This window comes from Weizmannia acidilactici, from assembly GCF_008974225.1.
Taxonomy (GTDB): domain Bacteria; phylum Bacillota; class Bacilli; order Bacillales; family Bacillaceae_C; genus Weizmannia; species Weizmannia acidilactici.
Map to the genome: position 1 here is coordinate 1 of NZ_BKZR01000061.1, position 14,624 is coordinate 14,624.

Sequence of the window (14,624 nt, forward strand, 5' to 3'; positions counted from 1 at the left end):
TTATACGAGGGTGAACGCATGTTAAGAAAAATATTGGGGCATCTTCTCGGCCATAAAAACTACCGCTATTCCAGCAGTTACCGCCACGGAAAGTACCATCGTTATTCTTCTTCCGAAAAGGCTACTCATTCCCATTACGGCTACAAGCATTATTCCAAACGCCACCGAAGCAGTGGGTTTTTCAGCAGTTAAATGAAAATATGGCTTCGCCTATATGCTGTTCTGTTCGACCGGCCGCTCAAAAACGGTGCAGTTGTCCAAAATTACCGGATTGTAAAAATGCTCGGTATTGGCAGTTACGGCTATTCCTACCTTGTTTCAGACGGCTCCCCGGGAATGAAGGTTTTAAAACAGCTCCGGAAGCGGCCGGATGGTAGTTCCAATTTTTTGCGTGAAAAAGAAATATTACGGGCGCTCCGCCATCCGCATATTCCGAAACTGCTTGATGATTTCGAATGGGGTGGCAGGCGTTTCATTGTCATGGAGCAGATGCCCGGCAAGACGTTTGAGGATCTGATTTTTGAGGCGCATAAAACGTTTTCCGAACAGGAAGCGTTCCACATGCTGCGTAAAGTATTGGATGTTACGTCTTACTTCCATCGAAAAGGGATTGTGCACGGCGACCTCAGGATCCCGAATATTTTGTTCGATGAGAAAGAAAATGCCGTATCGATTATCGATTTCGGCATGGCCAGTTACGGAGAAAAATTTCACGCTGATTTTGAAAAACTCGGCCATTTTACGCTGTTTTTGCTGTACTCGGGATACAGGCCCGAACAAAAAAAGGAGCGGCCTTGGTATGAGGAATTGCCGCTGTCGGGGGAAAGCTCCCTTGTCTTGAAAAAAATGCTGCAGATTGAAAAACCTTATGAAACAGTGGATGAATTGATAAAAGATGTGGATGGTCTGCTGCTTTCTTTAGAAGCGTAATCCTGGATTATTTTTTCCAATACGTAAAAAGCGGACCGTCACTGCCGAATACCGGATCGGTTGCCGGTATGCCGACCTTTTGAATGTTTTCCCGCAGCGTTTCGTCCGCTTTCGTCTGCGTGTCGTAATCCTGACTGCCCGGATAGCCGCCGACGACGGAAAAGCCGTCCCTTGCTTCGATGCGTTTATGCCCGGTTCCGGCAGGCAACACGATGCAGTCCCCTTCGGATATCGTGAATATTTTTCCGTTCGGGCCGCCGAGCATCACTTTTGCCTGCCCGTGGCGTACCCCGAGCACCTCGTGGGATGTGCTGTGAAAATGATGGTACGGGAAAATGGTCCATTCCCAGTTGTTTCCCCAATTGTTTTTCTGGAACGTTTCCTCGATCTGTTCCGTCCGCCCTTTGAACACGCCGTGATAAATCAGAACAGGAAGGTCCGGATTGTTCGGGATCGTTCCGCCATCTTCGAGATAAGCCGTTGAAATGTCCGAATTTCCGGAAGCGCCCGCTGCATCTTTGCCGTTTGAAGCATCCGCAAATGGAAAAAGTCGTTTCATTGTTGTCCCCTCCTTATTGATGATTTTCCCCGGTTTTTATATGAAAAACGATAGGATAAAATATTTAAAAAAGCCGGACCGTGGAAAAAATAAGCTTGCTGGCGGGTCTTCCCATTGATTATTATATCAAGCTTTTGATTTGAAGCACAGAAACTGCTCCTTGACGCATGGGAAAACAAAAGCGGAAAAACCGTTTTCATTTTATTAGGATCGGCATGATTGATCAAGTTGAAAGCGGGATTTGCGAGAGAAATGCATCGGTGTTTACCAATCCGGGCGCGCTGCAGGAACAGGATGGATTTAATAAATTTAAAGTAATGGCCACACAAAATTTGAAAGACTACGATGAACTGAATGTCATCATGTATTGGGACAACCTCGGACATTTCCAGGCATGGCGGAACAGCGGCCATTTCAAAGAAGCGTATAAACGATCGAACGGACTGAAAGAAGATTCACCGATTTTAGGCAGTGAAATCATCATTGCAGAAGTGGCATCAGTGCTGGAAGCTGCGGTAAAAAAATCATCTTCGGCAGGCTTCGTTCTATTGGGCGGGGCCTTCAAAACTTTTTTCCTTATAGGTTGCAAATCTAGTATAATGGCATAAAGTAACCATTTCGGAGGGAAGGCAGTTTGGGGAAAAAAGGATTGCTCGTCTTCATATTATTTCTGATGACCATTGGGGTTTTGGGGGGCGGCGGCTACTATTATCAGGCGAAGGTTAACAAAACCGGGGAAAAAGCGCAGCAACAATATCAGGCGGATTTATTGAAAGAGCAGCAACGAGCAGCAGCGGCAAAAGCGGAGAAGGAAAAAGAAGTAAAACAAATTTACGAAAAACATAAAGGAAAAGAATTGGTGTACCTTCCGATAGGTTCCAGCCTGACAGCAGGGAATTTTGCCACGAAAAAAAGCAAAACGTATGTCTCTGTTTTGGCCAGGCTCATCCATAAAAATCTGGGCTATGATGTAAAAACGATCGAAGGCTACGGCAAAAGCGGAACCGGCCTGAAAGACAACGGCACAGACAGTTTTCCCCATCTCATCGCAAATAAGCCGGATCTTGTCACAATCGAATTTGGAACGTTTGATTTAAACCCAAATGCAAAAAATACGTATGTTTCTGCCGATAAATTTAAGAAAAATCTTGAAAATTTTATAGAGGAAATGAGAAAAGGGGCAGGCAAGAAGATAAAAATCATTTTGGTGACGACCTGGAACAGCGGGCAGTCTTCGCTTCGTTATGACCGTGAAATCCAGGAAGTTGGAAAAGCGGAAGATGTCCCTGTTGCCAACATTGAATCGGTTTGGATGAACCGCACCGATACATACGGCCCGAAAGGAGAGAAAGCCGCCTCCGGGAAAAGCGACGGCTGGCTTGCCAACGATAAAGGGCACAAGGAAATTGCCGATGTGATCTACAGCCAGGCGTATCGGTTGTTGAAGTAGGAAAAGTGGCATTGCATTCCATTAAAGGCATAGTTTACGAATTCTGTAAAGACGTGGGCTACCTTGTCAGAAAACGGGTGGGTTCCGCGTTGATCAAAAGCGCCAGTTGAAATGCTGGCCATTTTTTAGAAAGGGCTGAACAGACCATGATATGGGCTCGGTCAGTCCTTTGTTTATTTAAAACACTTCAAGGTGAAGGTTATGAAGTTTCCCTTATTGCTGAAATAATGTACCTTTCCGGCGCGTTCCCAATGTAAGAAAATGTATAACAATTTGTCAGTGTGAGAATTTCCCGGGTGCAATCGAATGGATAATGGTACGGTCATTGGCTTTTATAATTTGAAATTTGAAAATTTTGTAACGAAAAGTTCCGTACTGCAGCTTGATTATGAGGACATCTCCTTTTTCAAGCTTTCCGACACGGCGGAAAACCGTATCCCGGTGCCCGGAAAGAACGATTTGATCTTGTTCGTTTGGCAGGGTTGAATTTTTATAATGGCCTACGCCTTTTTTTAGTTGGTTTTCATCCGTTCCCTCTACAATTGGGAGTTCGGCGTTCAGCTTTGGAATGAAGAGGATGCCAATGGTTTCTCCCATTTCCGGCGAAAACGCTTAGCGGCGATGCCAGTGTTGTCTGACTCATTCAGTTTTTCACCGGTGATTTTTTCTTTCACGGCGGCTAAACTTTCTTTTTGAAGTTGATGGGTTTGGAAAAGCTGCAAAAGAGCGGTTCCAATCAATACGGCTCCGCATAACAGGATGAGCGGAGCAAGTTTTTTCATGTGTCTTTCTTCCTCTACATTTTTTTCATCCATTGCATTCCTTCATGCCTCAATCGGATAGAATCATTTTCTTCCAGCCAAATGTTCCTAATTAAGAACTTCATCTTATGGCCTCATCACGTATAATTTGCGTTTTGGTCCATTATATAAAACTAATCGTTCTTAATAAAATAATGAAAAGGTAAGGAACACGAAGAATAAGCGTGGAAAACAGAGATAATTGTTCGTTATTACGAAATTCATGCGGATTTTAAAGGTTTTTATGTGCGAGAAAACCTGCTATAGTAAACATGTTAATTCGTTAAAACGAACCAAAGAGGTAAAAGAAACGAATCTGCATGTTTTACTTACATGAAGATACATAATGTTCGTTGTAAAGTTTTTCATCTAAAAAGTTCGTTATAACGGATTAAAAAATAAAATCCGGAGGGGAATCGAATGGGCATTAAAAAGAAATTAGGCATGGGCGTTGCAACTGCAGCGCTTGGTTTGTCACTGATTGGGGGAGGAACGTATGCGTATTTTAGCGACCAGGTTGATACATCCAACACATTTGCTGCAGGTACTTTAGATCTCGCGGCGAGCCCAACTACCATTATTGATGTTTCGAACTTAAAGCCTGGAGATACCATTACAAGAACTTTAATCTGGAAAACAAAGGCTCATAGGATATTTCCAAAGTAACACTGGATTCGAGTTATACAGTTACAGATGCAAAATTAAATGGACATGCGAATGCTGAAGGCTTTGGAAAGTATATCGATGTAGAATTTTTGTATAACAAAGATAAGAACAACACTGTTGTATTTGAAACAACTTTAGATAAATTAAAAGCTGATCCAAATGTTGTCGACAATAATTTCTGGGATAAAATTTTTGGAACTGGCGAAAGAGGTTTAAAAGCCGGAACGAGCGACCAATTCCAAGTGAAATTTAAATTTAAGGACAACGGTGAAAACCAAAACGATTTCCAAAGGGATTCAATCCAACTGAAATGGACATTCCATGCATCCCAAACTCTTGGAGAAGAAAAATAAGCATTGTCATGGAAAGGTGAAAACTGTGATGGCTTTTCACCTTTCCGGGTATTATGATTGCTTGTTTTAACGAATTTATACTCTACTGTATAAAAAGTTCCATAAGAAGTAAACGTGACGAACTTCTTTGAAATTTGCCATTTAGGAGGTGGGCCAGATCAGAAGTTCACGTCTTCGTATATATAAAAGAAAAACGAAAAAATGGGGTGTTTTAGGAAAATTAACTTTAACAGGGTACGTTATCGTTTTAACCTTATCTCTTATCTAACATCTAATACGGGCGCTTATTTAAAGTAACTGGAAAAATGAATGCAGCACAATACTGGAAAGAACAATGGGATAAAAGCTCTCTAAAGTTTATTGACTGTGACGGCAATAAAATAATACTTGGTTCGAATGGAAAAGCGAATATTTCAGTGAAAATCAAGAACACGGGAGAAAATATGGCCGGTGAAACAACATATGAATTGTATTACAGTAAATCCGGCAATCCGAAAGATGGAACCAAGATTGCAGCGGGCACCATTAACCCGTTAAAGAAAGGGTAGGAACAAACCTTAACGGCGACAGTGGGCAAATCTGGAAATTATAAATTTAAAGCTTACCAGCGTCCGGGGCATCTAGGAAATGGGGAGTTATGGAGTGATACGGTCACCGTCAAGGACAAAAAGGGCCCGGGCCTTAAATCTATCTCCTGTGGAAAATTACGATGACGCTGCCAATCAACAAATACTGATAAGCAAACAACAAATGCAGCCGAAGATACAAATGCACAGGAAGATCAAACAGTGCAGGAAACTAAAACCGATAAAAGGGAGGATACAGCAAATTCTCCATCTGAAAGCAGTGAAGCCACGGGCACAAAAGATTCAATCAATGTAAACCAAAATCCGGAGGGTGAATCACAATGATAATGAAAAAAATTACGAGATGGATCAGTTCACTCGTTTCAGTTTTGTTGTTCTTGTCTCTTATCCTGATGCTGTTTGTCGTCATTTCTTCCAAAGCATCCGACGGGGAACCGAAACTGTTTGGTTATGAAATCAAAACGATTTTATAAGGCTCCATGGAACCGGGTATTCAGACAGGCTCGGTGATTGTCGTGAAACCAAGAGGGGATATGACGCGTTTCCATAAAGGCGATGTGATTACATTTAAGATGGATGAAAAAACGCTTGTGACACACAGGATCACAAAAGTTGTCAAAACAGGCAATGGCCAGGTGTTTTACCATACGAAAGGCGATAACAATAACGCAGAAGTTCCGAATCCGGTATTGTCCGATAATGTCGTTGCCGAGTATACCGGCATAACCATCCCGTATCTGGGGTATTTCGTAAACTTCGCTCAATCCAAAAACGGCAGCGCGCTGATGTTGATGATTCCGGGCGTCGTGCTCCTGCTTTACTCGATCTATACCATAAGGCGGGCGATTGCTGAAATTGACGGGAAAAAGCCGAAAAACTCGCGGGAACCGTCTGGAAAAAACGTTTAATGAAACGGAGCTGTCCCAAAAGTCGGTAAACTGACTTAGAAGGCTAAAATTTTCCCGGTGAAATGGTTCAGAGAAGCGTTGTCACGACCGTTAGAACAAAACTTTTCCGAGGAAACTGCCCTTAGAAGCCATCTTACGTCCATTGGTGCAACATTTTTCCTGATGAACGGTTCTTAGAAGACGTCTTACGTCCATTGGTGCAATATTTTTCCTGATGAACGGTTCTTAGAAGGCGTCTTACGTCCATTGGTGCAACATTTTTCCTGATGAACGGTTCTTAGAAGACGTCTTACGTCCATTGGTGCAACATTTTTCCTGATGAACGGTTCTTAGAAGCCATCTTACGTCCATTGGTGCAACATTTTTCCTGATGAACGGTTCTTAGAAGACGTCTTACGTCCATTGGTGCAATATTTTTCCTGATGAACGGTTCTTAGAAGGCGTCTTACGTCCATTGGTGCAATATTTTTCCTGATGAACGGTTCTTATACGCTTTCTCACGACCATTTGAGAATATTTTCTGCTTAAAAGGGGCTTTTGGGACAGCCCCAATCTTTTTGCAAGGGTGGAAATGGGATGAAAAAAATTAAATGGGGTGCAGGGGTTGTATTGGCGATGTTGATGCTTTTGATATTGACTGCGCAGCCGGCTTTGGCTGCTGCAGATCAAAAAATAGATTTGGTATTTCCCCGGAAAATATCCTGTTCAATATTAATCATATGAAGCCGGGAGACTGGGCGGAGCGGGATGTTAAAGTCATGAACAATGGGACGGCAGACTTCAATTATTATACAGATTCCCGATTTCGGTCCGGGTCAGATAAGCTGTACAATGAAATGTTGCTGACCGTTTGTGCCGGCGGAGATGTTTTATTATAAAGGTAAGTTAGCAGATTTCAACCAGATGGAGGCCCGCCCGCTAGCTTCCAAAACAGACGAAATTTTAAAATTTCGCGTCGATTTTCCAGCTGAGCTTGGCAATGAATTTCAAGGCTTAACATGCAGTTTCCAATTGCAGTTTTATACCGGAAACGGCGGAGCAGCGGGCAGCATTACACCGGCAATCGGAAACGGTGGGGCCCTGCCGAACACGGGGACAAATATTTTTAACGCGCTTGTTTCCGGAATTGTACTTTTTTGATTGGCGCATCCATGTATGTATACCGGGGTGATAAGCTTCTGCTTGGAAAAAAGTGAGGGGGCGGCAGGCAGTTGAAACTGTCTGCTTTTTTTTCACGCGAAAATATGGTATGAAAAACATAGCAGACATGAAAGGAGTTTTGACATGATCATTGCAGACGGTGTTGCGATGCTGGAAGTGGAAAAAAATAATTTCAAGATTCATCCGACATTGATTTGGGACGAAAATCAGGCGGTATTAGTCGATACCGGCATGCCGGGATCACTTGATGCCATTCGGGAAGAAATGGGGAAGGCGGGCGTGCCGTTTGAAAAATTAACAACGGTCATTCTTACCCATCAAGACCTTGACCATATTGGCAGCCTGCCGGAAATTCTCCGCGCATCCGCGAAAAACATTACGGTTTACGCCCATCAAATGGATAAGCCGTATATTGAAGGTGAGCGGCATCTCATCAAAGCCGATCCGAAGAAAATGGACCCGGCCAGATGGGAAGCGATGCCCGAAGAAATGAAAAACATTTACTTAAACCCGCCGAAAGCGAAAGTGGATGTGCTGTTGGAAGACGGGGAAGTGCTGCTTTTTGGCGGTGGGATTGAGGTCATTTTTACACCTGGGCACACACCGGGCCATTGCAGCCTTTATGTGAGAAAAAGCAAAACATTGATTACAGGCGATGCTATGGTCAGCGAAGGCGGAAAGCTGCAGGGGCCGAGGCCGCAGATGACGCCGGATATGGAAACGGCGACAGATTCATTGAAAAAATTCCTGGATTATGATATCGAAACGGTGGTCTGCTATCACGGCGGGCTGTGCGATCGGAATGTGAATGAGCAGATCCGCAAGCTGGCAGAGTAAAAAAGGTGCAGCAGATAAAGCCGCACCTTTACTTGCGTTTTCTTCTGATGAAATAAGCGAGCGTGATGAGCAGGAAACCATAATGGCGATGATCAGATGTTTCATCCCGTTTGAAGGCCGGAACAATAGCCCAATCAGAAAAAAGGAGTGGTCTTTATCTTACGGCCGTACCTGCTCCTCCGATTCCAGGTACCGCACGCTGCTCCACACTGCCCGCTCTTTACTATGCGGGTCGTTTACCGCTTTACAGATACGATCAAAAATCATTGTTGCCCGCGTCCCCGTATCATACGCCGGCCAATCAGGAAGAAGCCTGTTGTTCGGATTGCCGGTTTTGGCAAAAGCAATCCAGGCCAGATGCATCCGGTCAGCCAGCGCTTGTCTGCCCAGGGATTCCCCTGTAAGTTTTTTAGTGCCGGGCTGCTGGAGCGTATTCCAGACGAACGGGATTTCAAGGGTGTGGCAGGAGCGCAGCATGCCGCCATATGCAGTGCTTTCCCAGTCAAAGCGGTACATCCACACCTGCTCCCTGAGGCTTGCCTGGGTATCCGCAAGTCTTAACGCAGGCCCGGTAAATACAAAGTAGGTCATGATCCGGTCATATAATTCCTGATTGAAAGGAGACGGGTTCGTAATCATGGCAGAAAGTGTATCCCAGTACTTGGCAAATGTTTTTTGAAAAACTGCGGCGGTTTCCTGCGGATCCTGCTTCTGCCAAACCGGGTCAAACGCTGTAAACAGCCGGTACTCGTCTTTGTTTGTACCGATCAAAACCGGAATGTCTTTTGCGCAGCCTTCCTTGAACGCCGCTTCCGGATGCTTCGGCAGCACCACGCCGTCTATCACCGGTAACAGGCTCATAAAAGGCAGCGAATTCACTGCTTCCGCAAGTTGTTTGGCCGGAATTTCCTGCAGCTTGGAGATCTCCGCTTTCTCCAACCCAAGTGCATCGAGTATCCGGAGCGCATTTTTTGTTGCTCTTTCCGGGGTTGCCACAAAATTCGCTGCCCCGCTTTCAAGAATGGCCTGATGGAACAGCCCTTTTGTGGAAGGTGCGGCGAGCAATGTTGCGACGCTCATTGCCCCCGCAGATTCACCGAAAATGGTTACGCGGCCCGGATCTCCGCCGAAAGCGGCAATATTTTCTTTCACCCATTTTAAAGCCGCGATTTGATCGAGGATGCCGCAGTTGCCGGAAGTTCTGTAGTCTTCCCCTCCGATTTCAGCAAGATGCAAAAATCCGAGCGCCCCAAGCCGGTAATTGATCGTGACAACGACCACGTCCCCGTTTTTGGCAAAAGCGGCACCATCATAAGAAGGGCTGGAACCTGCGCCATTGGCAAAAGCACCTCCATGGATCCATACCATGACGGGCCGGCGTCCTCCATCTGCATCCGGCGACCAAATATTGAGGTACAGGCAGTCTTCACTCATGTTTTCATTCGGGTTGTCAAGAAAATTCATCAGTTCAACGGACGGCTGCCACGGAATCGGCCCGAACTGTGTGCAATCTTTCACACCAGTCCAAGGTTTGGGCGGCTGCGGTGGGAGGAAGCGCAAAGGTCCTACAGGCGGTTTCGCGTACGGAATCCCTTTCCAAATCTGTACTCCGTTTTTTTCATAACCCTGGACTTTACCGTAAACGGTTTCAATTATAGGTGCGGGCATTTTTATTCTCCTCTCTTATTGGGATTGCTCATATCATTCTATGACCATTGGGAAATTTCCTTTCATCATCATTCAAAAAAATATTGACAGCGAACGTATGATCTTGTAATCTATAAACAGAACAAACGTTTGGTTAAATAAGCGGGAAAATGGCGACCATTGTCAATAGTATCGGTTTAAAACTGTGATGCTGCGGCAGTGGGCAAGCAAGGAAAACTTCAGCAGCCGTGCACAAATGAAATGATCCGTTTGGCGCGGACCATTTCAGATTTGCAAGGCAGCAATCTGGATGATGCGTTATGGCAGGCCATGCAGATGAAAAGAAATTATCCGTTTGAAAAGCAAATGATTTATAAGGGGTGGGCATATGCAAATGATTTTGGAAAAGCAGGCGGAATATTTTCCGCACGGCCGCCTGTTTAAGGAACTTCTCCAACCCTTTTTGATAGGAGTACAGGAAGGGAAAAGAAGAAGGGATAAAAAAATGGCAGTCAGAATGCTGCAAGAACAGGTTGACATCAAGTTGATTGAACATATAACCGGCCTTCCAGAAGTAAAACAGGGAGAGTCTCCCTGATCCCTCACATGTATTTCAAGCATAAATCCTGATCCAATCGGAAAACTAACTACATCACCTTTAAAAAAGGATGTGGATAGAATGGAAGAGAAAAAAGATCAGCATGAGCCTACCATTGCAACCGGCATCGATGACAAAGAAGAACTCGACCAAAAAGCGACACCGGAAGAGATTGCAAAAGGCGAGTATACGAGAGTGACGACCTTATCTTTGGACGAGACGGATCCAAGCTGACAAAAATCATCTGAATAATACCGGATGCCAATGTTTGCTTTGTCACTTACATTATAATGGAAAAGGCGGTTTTTTTACATTTTCTCTGTATATTACGCGTTGATGATCGCGAAATTCACGAGACTCCTGCGGGAAAAGCGAGCAAGAAGAGAACCCTCGTGCTGAGGGACGAGCGAGGAGGCTCGCGACGCGTGCGGAAAGCGATTGAATTTCGCGATTATCAACATTCTCAGATAACATTACCTTACATGGGGGTACCCCTCCCTGGTCAATCTACCGACTTTTGGGATAGCCCCAGCTTACTCATTTTACGAACATGTCTTTTTGTGCGGCGAGCTGTTCAATTGTTTTCATCGCTTCCGCAATCTGCTCTTTAGAATAATCGCCGAGCAGGATAAAAGATTCTTCCGGTTTTGCCGCATAGGCCGCGACTTTTTCAATGGCCTCTTCATGATTTTCCGTCACATGCAGGGTATCTAAATTATATGGAAATCCAAGCTTTTGATACAGCGGCAGCAGCTTTTTCACTTCATCAAGATCATTCATTGCCGCCAATTGGACAAGAATCCCGTAAGCCACTTTAGAACCGTGCAGGATGGAATGAGTTTCCGGCAAGAAGGAGAGCCCGTTGTGGATCGCATGGGCGCCGGCCATTCTGCCGTATTCCCCTGCAAAGCCGCCGACTGTTCCGGCTGCTCCAATAATAATTTCCACAATATTGCGGAACGCATCGGTCATTTTTCCTTCGGCCCGGTCTTTTAGTGCTTGTTCACTGTCGCGCAGTATGCCTTCATATATGGCTTTTGCGGAACTGAGTCCGAGTTCTGCCATCACCGGCAAGGCATCCTTATATCGTGTAATGCCTTCTGCTTCATACCATTTGGCTAAAGAGTCGCCAATGCCGCCCAGTAAATATTCAACCGGTGAATGGAGAATGATCCGCAAATCGATCAACGTTAAATAGGCTGAACGTTTGTAGTAGGCCACATGGCTGAACGCTCCGTTTTCATGATAAACGGCGGAAAGCGGTGTATACCCGGCGCAAGTTCCGGCAAGGGTCGGCACGAGTACAACTTCACAATTGAGCAGCTCTGCTGTCCCCTTCGCCGTATCGAGCACTTTTCCGCCGCCGATTCCGACAATCACATCGGCATTGCCCGCTTGTTCCGCTAATTCCGCCATATTTTTTTCGCTGGCGGTATGATTATAGCGGAGCACCGGCCAATTTTCCGGCACTGATGCAAATTCCTGAAAAGCCTCAAATGATTGATATCCGGTAATCACAACCGGATGTTTAAAATCTGCCAGCTTTTCTTCTAAGTATTTGGCTGCATCTTCTTCACATATGTATTGGTTTGGGCCGCTTCTGACGACTTGGCTGAGACGCATCATACAGGACCTCCGTGATGTAAAAATTTAAATGTATTTCTAGCATACTCCTAAACAACTGACAATTCAATGACTTTTTTAATAAATGAAATAAATTGAACCCACATTTCGCACGTCTTAAGTGAAATTCATCGTAATTTTTGAATGAACTTTATCTAAATGGCTCGATGGGGTGATTTCTTTATTTTTCGATGGATTTTCGACAAATTTCTATTGAATTCGACATTTTTTTCGGGGTTTCCTCCTGTTATGTGTTATTTCCCTTGATTTTCGACATTTTTTGACACGTATATCGATAGATCATACCCGCATAATTCAATGATTTTTTTGGCTTGTGAATCAATATTGTCGGGTAGGAGTCTTATTTTTTGCTGATTTTGATTGATAAGGATCACGGTAATATCTTCTAATTGCTCTAACAATGCTTGACCTGTGGGTTGATGGAGCTTTCTTTTTCCCTTCAAGATTAGAGAAAGGTTCCTTTCTTTCAGTTCTTTTCTAACTCGATATTCCAAAATTCCATAGATTAATAGAGCCATCACATATACAATCCCTAAGGCTTCAACCCTTTCCGGGGTTTTCAAGTAAATGGCATCAATCATTTGTGAATCTTTGATTAATCGGAAACGGGTCTCAGCGGCCGACTGTCCTTTATAAATTTTCAGAACTTCTTGATTCGATAGTGTCTCCTCGTCTAATTTATTCGTGATTAGAACAAACGTGCTAAGTTTTTTCTTCTTTTTTTCGATAAAATCACGATCTTTTTTAAACGATTCCAGTTGAATCTGATAGACTTGTTCTCGCTTTGTCTGTTCGCCTTTTTTGGGTCTGCCCCTCTTTTTTCGTTTGACAGGTTGATCACTCATCTGGACATTTAGTTCATAACAGAAATAGGAGGTCTTTTGTTTTTTCTTGAAAGCTTGTATTGCCTCAAGTGCGTCTTCTTTACAATGAAAGGGAACTTTACTCAGTTTTTCTATCTCTTTTTTTAATTTTATTTCTTCCTTTTCGATCGCCCGATTTAGGGTTTTCTCTTTTCGTTGATCTAAAATGTTTGAGTGGACAACAAGAAACCGGTAAGGAAGGTCTTTGATTTGTCTTTCAAAAGCTTGAATTTGGTAAATAGCTGCGCCTTTTTTATCGCTGAGTGAGCCGACCATCTCCCAGTTATTGAGCGACCACGCCTCTTTCTTTAGTTCCGTGCTTAAACCGAATGTATCAGGTAAACGGGAGATAAACGATAATTTTTGTTGTTGAATTTCCGCCAGATTCTCCGTTGTAATTAATGCAGAATCGGCCTGATAAATGAGATTTTTCCAATCTTCATTGGAAAGGATTTTTCTCATCTTTTGAATGAACGCCACGTTCCAAGATTTATCCGAAATATTCCCATTTTCTACTTTTGCAAGGATCGGAATTCGTTCAGGTGTAACACCCATCCCCAGAACGATTTGTTTTAAATCAGGTCTATGAGCCTTACTATACCCATACGTAATTTGCAGTCCATCTTCCTTCGGTTGTTTATATTCACCGTAAACAGAAATTGATGTTGTATCGTTATGTAGTACACCAATAGGAAGGTTCAATTTTTTCAGTGCTTTCAGTGCGAGGGTAGAATAGACTTTCCATGCTTCGGCTTCATGCAAGTAATCTAATGCTCTTCCCAATGCATCATCATTCAATTGATCAGGTGAAATCGATGTATCGAAAAGCATCTCAGAGTCTAGGGTTTGATAGAATTCATGAACCTTATAAAGGGGTTTGCCACTGCATAAAATGTTTAAGACAAGGGCTTTAATCCTTGTTCCGGGTGAGAGATGACAACGAACAGAATCCCATTTGACTAAATCATTAATGGTTTTTTCGAGTTCTATTTCATCACACAGTTTGGATAAAAGCTGAGACGGACCCACATGTAAAGTTAAAATTTGATCTGACATGAATATTCCCTCGTTTTCTCCATAGTTTAGATAATCATTCAATTCTACAAAGAAGAGGAAAATTCCTTTAAAAAAATCAAAAATACAAAAAATTTACGTGCGGAATATGCGAACTAAGATATTGAATGAACAAAACTTGTTCCCTTTTTCCCTTTCCAAATGAGTCACTCGATTATGTGTTCTGTTTATGGCAAACTAAAAATGTAGGTAATGGCATTTAATTTATGTATGGACCGTAGGTCCATACATAAATTAAAAAAACCACTTGCCAACTCCTCCAAATAACTTTAAACTCCTCGTTGGACCAACAACGTTTAACAGGAGGATATTAGGAGATGTTAGCAGTGGCTCAAATTGATTATATCAGACATGAAGTAAATCAAAAAGGAGAAACTTATGCCAGCGTTGGCAGAAAAATGGGTGTTGACCCACGTACGGTTAGTAAATATGCCAATCAAGATGATTTTAACCGGAAGGAAAAGCAAAAGCGAAAATCGCCGGTTATGGATCCAGTTAAACCCATATTGGATAAATGGATTAAAGAAGACCTTAAAAAGAAGAAAAA

At 43.5% G+C, this 14,624-nt stretch carries 16 protein-coding genes and 3 pseudogenes; 14 read left to right on the forward strand and 5 right to left on the reverse strand.

Going from position 1 to position 14,624, the window contains the following annotated elements; all coding sequences use genetic code 11:
- Together GBH70_RS16870 and GBH70_RS15450 are read left to right on the forward strand one after the other, a co-directional pair.
- Positions 1-192, forward strand: a 192-nt coding sequence (locus GBH70_RS16870) for a hypothetical protein (RefSeq protein WP_216643892.1), incomplete at its 5' end; no start/stop codon positions are given.
- Entirely contained in the window at positions 193-930 is a 738-nt protein-coding gene (locus tag GBH70_RS15450; protein ID WP_151681870.1) for a serine/threonine protein kinase, read from the forward strand.
- Between the two features lie 7 nt (positions 931-937).
- Here GBH70_RS15450 and GBH70_RS15455 read toward each other — a convergent pair whose 3' ends face one another.
- On the reverse strand, positions 938-1,489 hold the full coding sequence (locus tag GBH70_RS15455) for a hypothetical protein (protein ID WP_151681871.1): 552 nt from the start codon (positions 1,487-1,489) through the stop codon (positions 938-940).
- A 167-nt stretch (positions 1,490-1,656) separates the two neighbouring features.
- On the opposite strand from GBH70_RS15455, the gene GBH70_RS15460 reads away from it, so the two are divergent.
- Both GBH70_RS15460 and GBH70_RS15465 read left to right on the forward strand, forming a co-directional pair.
- Positions 1,657-2,097, forward strand: coding sequence for an antibiotic biosynthesis monooxygenase (locus GBH70_RS15460; RefSeq protein WP_253693991.1), 441 nt, complete (start codon positions 1,657-1,659; stop codon positions 2,095-2,097).
- Positions 2,098-2,123: 26 nt separating this feature from the next.
- Positions 2,124-2,939 (forward strand): SGNH/GDSL hydrolase family protein, encoded by an 816-nt coding sequence (locus tag GBH70_RS15465; RefSeq protein ID WP_151681872.1) that lies wholly within the window; start codon positions 2,124-2,126, stop codon positions 2,937-2,939.
- A gap of 199 nt (positions 2,940-3,138) precedes the next feature.
- Here GBH70_RS15465 and srtD read toward each other — a convergent pair.
- Positions 3,139-3,721: pseudogene (gene srtD / locus GBH70_RS15470) on the reverse strand (class D sortase, LPxTATN-specific).
- A gap of 438 nt (positions 3,722-4,159) precedes the next feature.
- Here srtD and GBH70_RS15480 point away from each other — a divergent pair.
- The 7 genes and pseudogenes from GBH70_RS15480 to GBH70_RS15500 all read left to right on the forward strand — a co-directional run bounded on the left by GBH70_RS15480 (position 4,160) and on the right by GBH70_RS15500 (position 8,251).
- Positions 4,160-4,758: pseudogene (locus GBH70_RS15480) on the forward strand (TasA family protein).
- 305 nt (positions 4,759-5,063) lie between these two features.
- Complete coding sequence (locus GBH70_RS15485) at positions 5,064-5,306, forward strand: hypothetical protein (protein WP_151681874.1); 243 nt, start codon at positions 5,064-5,066, stop codon at positions 5,304-5,306.
- 359 nt (positions 5,307-5,665) lie between these two features.
- Positions 5,666-5,818, forward strand: coding sequence for a hypothetical protein (locus GBH70_RS17715; RefSeq protein ID WP_308690685.1), 153 nt, complete (start codon positions 5,666-5,668; stop codon positions 5,816-5,818).
- 6 nt (positions 5,819-5,824) lie between these two features.
- Positions 5,825-6,253 (forward strand): signal peptidase I SipW, encoded by a 429-nt coding sequence (sipW, locus tag GBH70_RS15490; RefSeq protein WP_308690684.1) that lies wholly within the window; start codon positions 5,825-5,827, stop codon positions 6,251-6,253.
- 576 nt (positions 6,254-6,829) lie between these two features.
- Positions 6,830-6,976 (forward strand): hypothetical protein, encoded by a 147-nt coding sequence (locus tag GBH70_RS16875; RefSeq protein WP_172967497.1) that lies wholly within the window; start codon positions 6,830-6,832, stop codon positions 6,974-6,976.
- 141 nt (positions 6,977-7,117) lie between these two features.
- Complete coding sequence (locus tag GBH70_RS15495; protein WP_151681875.1) at positions 7,118-7,393, forward strand: hypothetical protein; 276 nt, start codon at positions 7,118-7,120, stop codon at positions 7,391-7,393.
- A gap of 144 nt (positions 7,394-7,537) precedes the next feature.
- Positions 7,538-8,251 carry an MBL fold metallo-hydrolase gene (locus GBH70_RS15500; protein ID WP_151681876.1) on the forward strand — a complete coding sequence of 238 codons (714 nt, stop codon included), beginning with the start codon at positions 7,538-7,540 and terminating at the stop codon, positions 8,249-8,251.
- 159 nt (positions 8,252-8,410) lie between these two features.
- Here the strand turns inward: GBH70_RS15500 and GBH70_RS15505 are convergent, their stop codons facing one another.
- On the reverse strand, positions 8,411-9,919 hold the full coding sequence (locus GBH70_RS15505; protein ID WP_151681877.1) for a carboxylesterase/lipase family protein: 1,509 nt from the start codon (positions 9,917-9,919) through the stop codon (positions 8,411-8,413).
- A 367-nt stretch (positions 9,920-10,286) separates the two neighbouring features.
- On the opposite strand from GBH70_RS15505, the gene GBH70_RS15510 reads away from it, so the two are divergent.
- Positions 10,287-10,496 (forward strand): hypothetical protein, encoded by a 210-nt coding sequence (locus GBH70_RS15510; protein ID WP_151681878.1) that lies wholly within the window; start codon positions 10,287-10,289, stop codon positions 10,494-10,496.
- Positions 10,497-10,577: 81 nt separating this feature from the next.
- On the forward strand, positions 10,578-10,730 hold the full coding sequence (locus GBH70_RS16880) for a hypothetical protein (protein WP_172967498.1): 153 nt from the start codon (positions 10,578-10,580) through the stop codon (positions 10,728-10,730).
- Between the two features lie 303 nt (positions 10,731-11,033).
- Here GBH70_RS16880 and GBH70_RS15515 read toward each other — a convergent pair whose 3' ends face one another.
- Entirely contained in the window at positions 11,034-12,119 is a 1,086-nt protein-coding gene (locus tag GBH70_RS15515; RefSeq protein WP_151681881.1) for an iron-containing alcohol dehydrogenase family protein, read from the reverse strand.
- A 254-nt stretch (positions 12,120-12,373) separates the two neighbouring features.
- A complete protein-coding gene (locus GBH70_RS15520) occupies positions 12,374-14,059 on the reverse strand; it encodes an IS1634 family transposase (RefSeq protein ID WP_151681879.1) in 1,686 nt (561 codons plus the stop codon).
- Between the two features lie 335 nt (positions 14,060-14,394).
- Here GBH70_RS15520 and GBH70_RS15525 point away from each other — a divergent pair.
- Positions 14,395-14,624, forward strand: a pseudogene (locus tag GBH70_RS15525) (IS21 family transposase); the annotation flags it as partial.

Excerpts from the sequence above, each read along its gene's own strand:
- GBH70_RS15450 (WP_151681870.1), top strand. The coding sequence starts at position 193 with ATGAAAATATGGCTTCGCCTATATGCTGTTCTGTTCGACCGGCCGCTC.
- GBH70_RS15455 (WP_151681871.1), bottom strand. The coding sequence starts at position 1,489 with ATGAAACGACTTTTTCCATTTGCGGATGCTTCAAACGGCAAAGATGCA.
- GBH70_RS15460 (WP_253693991.1), top strand. The coding sequence starts at position 1,657 with ATGGGAAAACAAAAGCGGAAAAACCGTTTTCATTTTATTAGGATCGGC.
- GBH70_RS15485 (WP_151681874.1), top strand. The coding sequence starts at position 5,064 with ATGAATGCAGCACAATACTGGAAAGAACAATGGGATAAAAGCTCTCTA.
- GBH70_RS17715 (WP_308690685.1), top strand. The coding sequence starts at position 5,666 with ATGATAATGAAAAAAATTACGAGATGGATCAGTTCACTCGTTTCAGTT.
- sipW (WP_308690684.1), top strand. The coding sequence starts at position 5,825 with ATGGAACCGGGTATTCAGACAGGCTCGGTGATTGTCGTGAAACCAAGA.
- GBH70_RS16875 (WP_172967497.1), top strand. The coding sequence starts at position 6,830 with ATGAAAAAAATTAAATGGGGTGCAGGGGTTGTATTGGCGATGTTGATG.
- GBH70_RS15495 (WP_151681875.1), top strand. The coding sequence starts at position 7,118 with ATGTTTTATTATAAAGGTAAGTTAGCAGATTTCAACCAGATGGAGGCC.
- GBH70_RS15500 (WP_151681876.1), top strand. The coding sequence starts at position 7,538 with ATGATCATTGCAGACGGTGTTGCGATGCTGGAAGTGGAAAAAAATAAT.
- GBH70_RS15505 (WP_151681877.1), bottom strand. The coding sequence starts at position 9,919 with ATGCCCGCACCTATAATTGAAACCGTTTACGGTAAAGTCCAGGGTTAT.
- GBH70_RS15510 (WP_151681878.1), top strand. The coding sequence starts at position 10,287 with ATGCAAATGATTTTGGAAAAGCAGGCGGAATATTTTCCGCACGGCCGC.
- GBH70_RS16880 (WP_172967498.1), top strand. The coding sequence starts at position 10,578 with ATGGAAGAGAAAAAAGATCAGCATGAGCCTACCATTGCAACCGGCATC.
- GBH70_RS15515 (WP_151681881.1), bottom strand. The coding sequence starts at position 12,119 with ATGCGTCTCAGCCAAGTCGTCAGAAGCGGCCCAAACCAATACATATGT.
- GBH70_RS15520 (WP_151681879.1), bottom strand. The coding sequence starts at position 14,059 with ATGTCAGATCAAATTTTAACTTTACATGTGGGTCCGTCTCAGCTTTTA.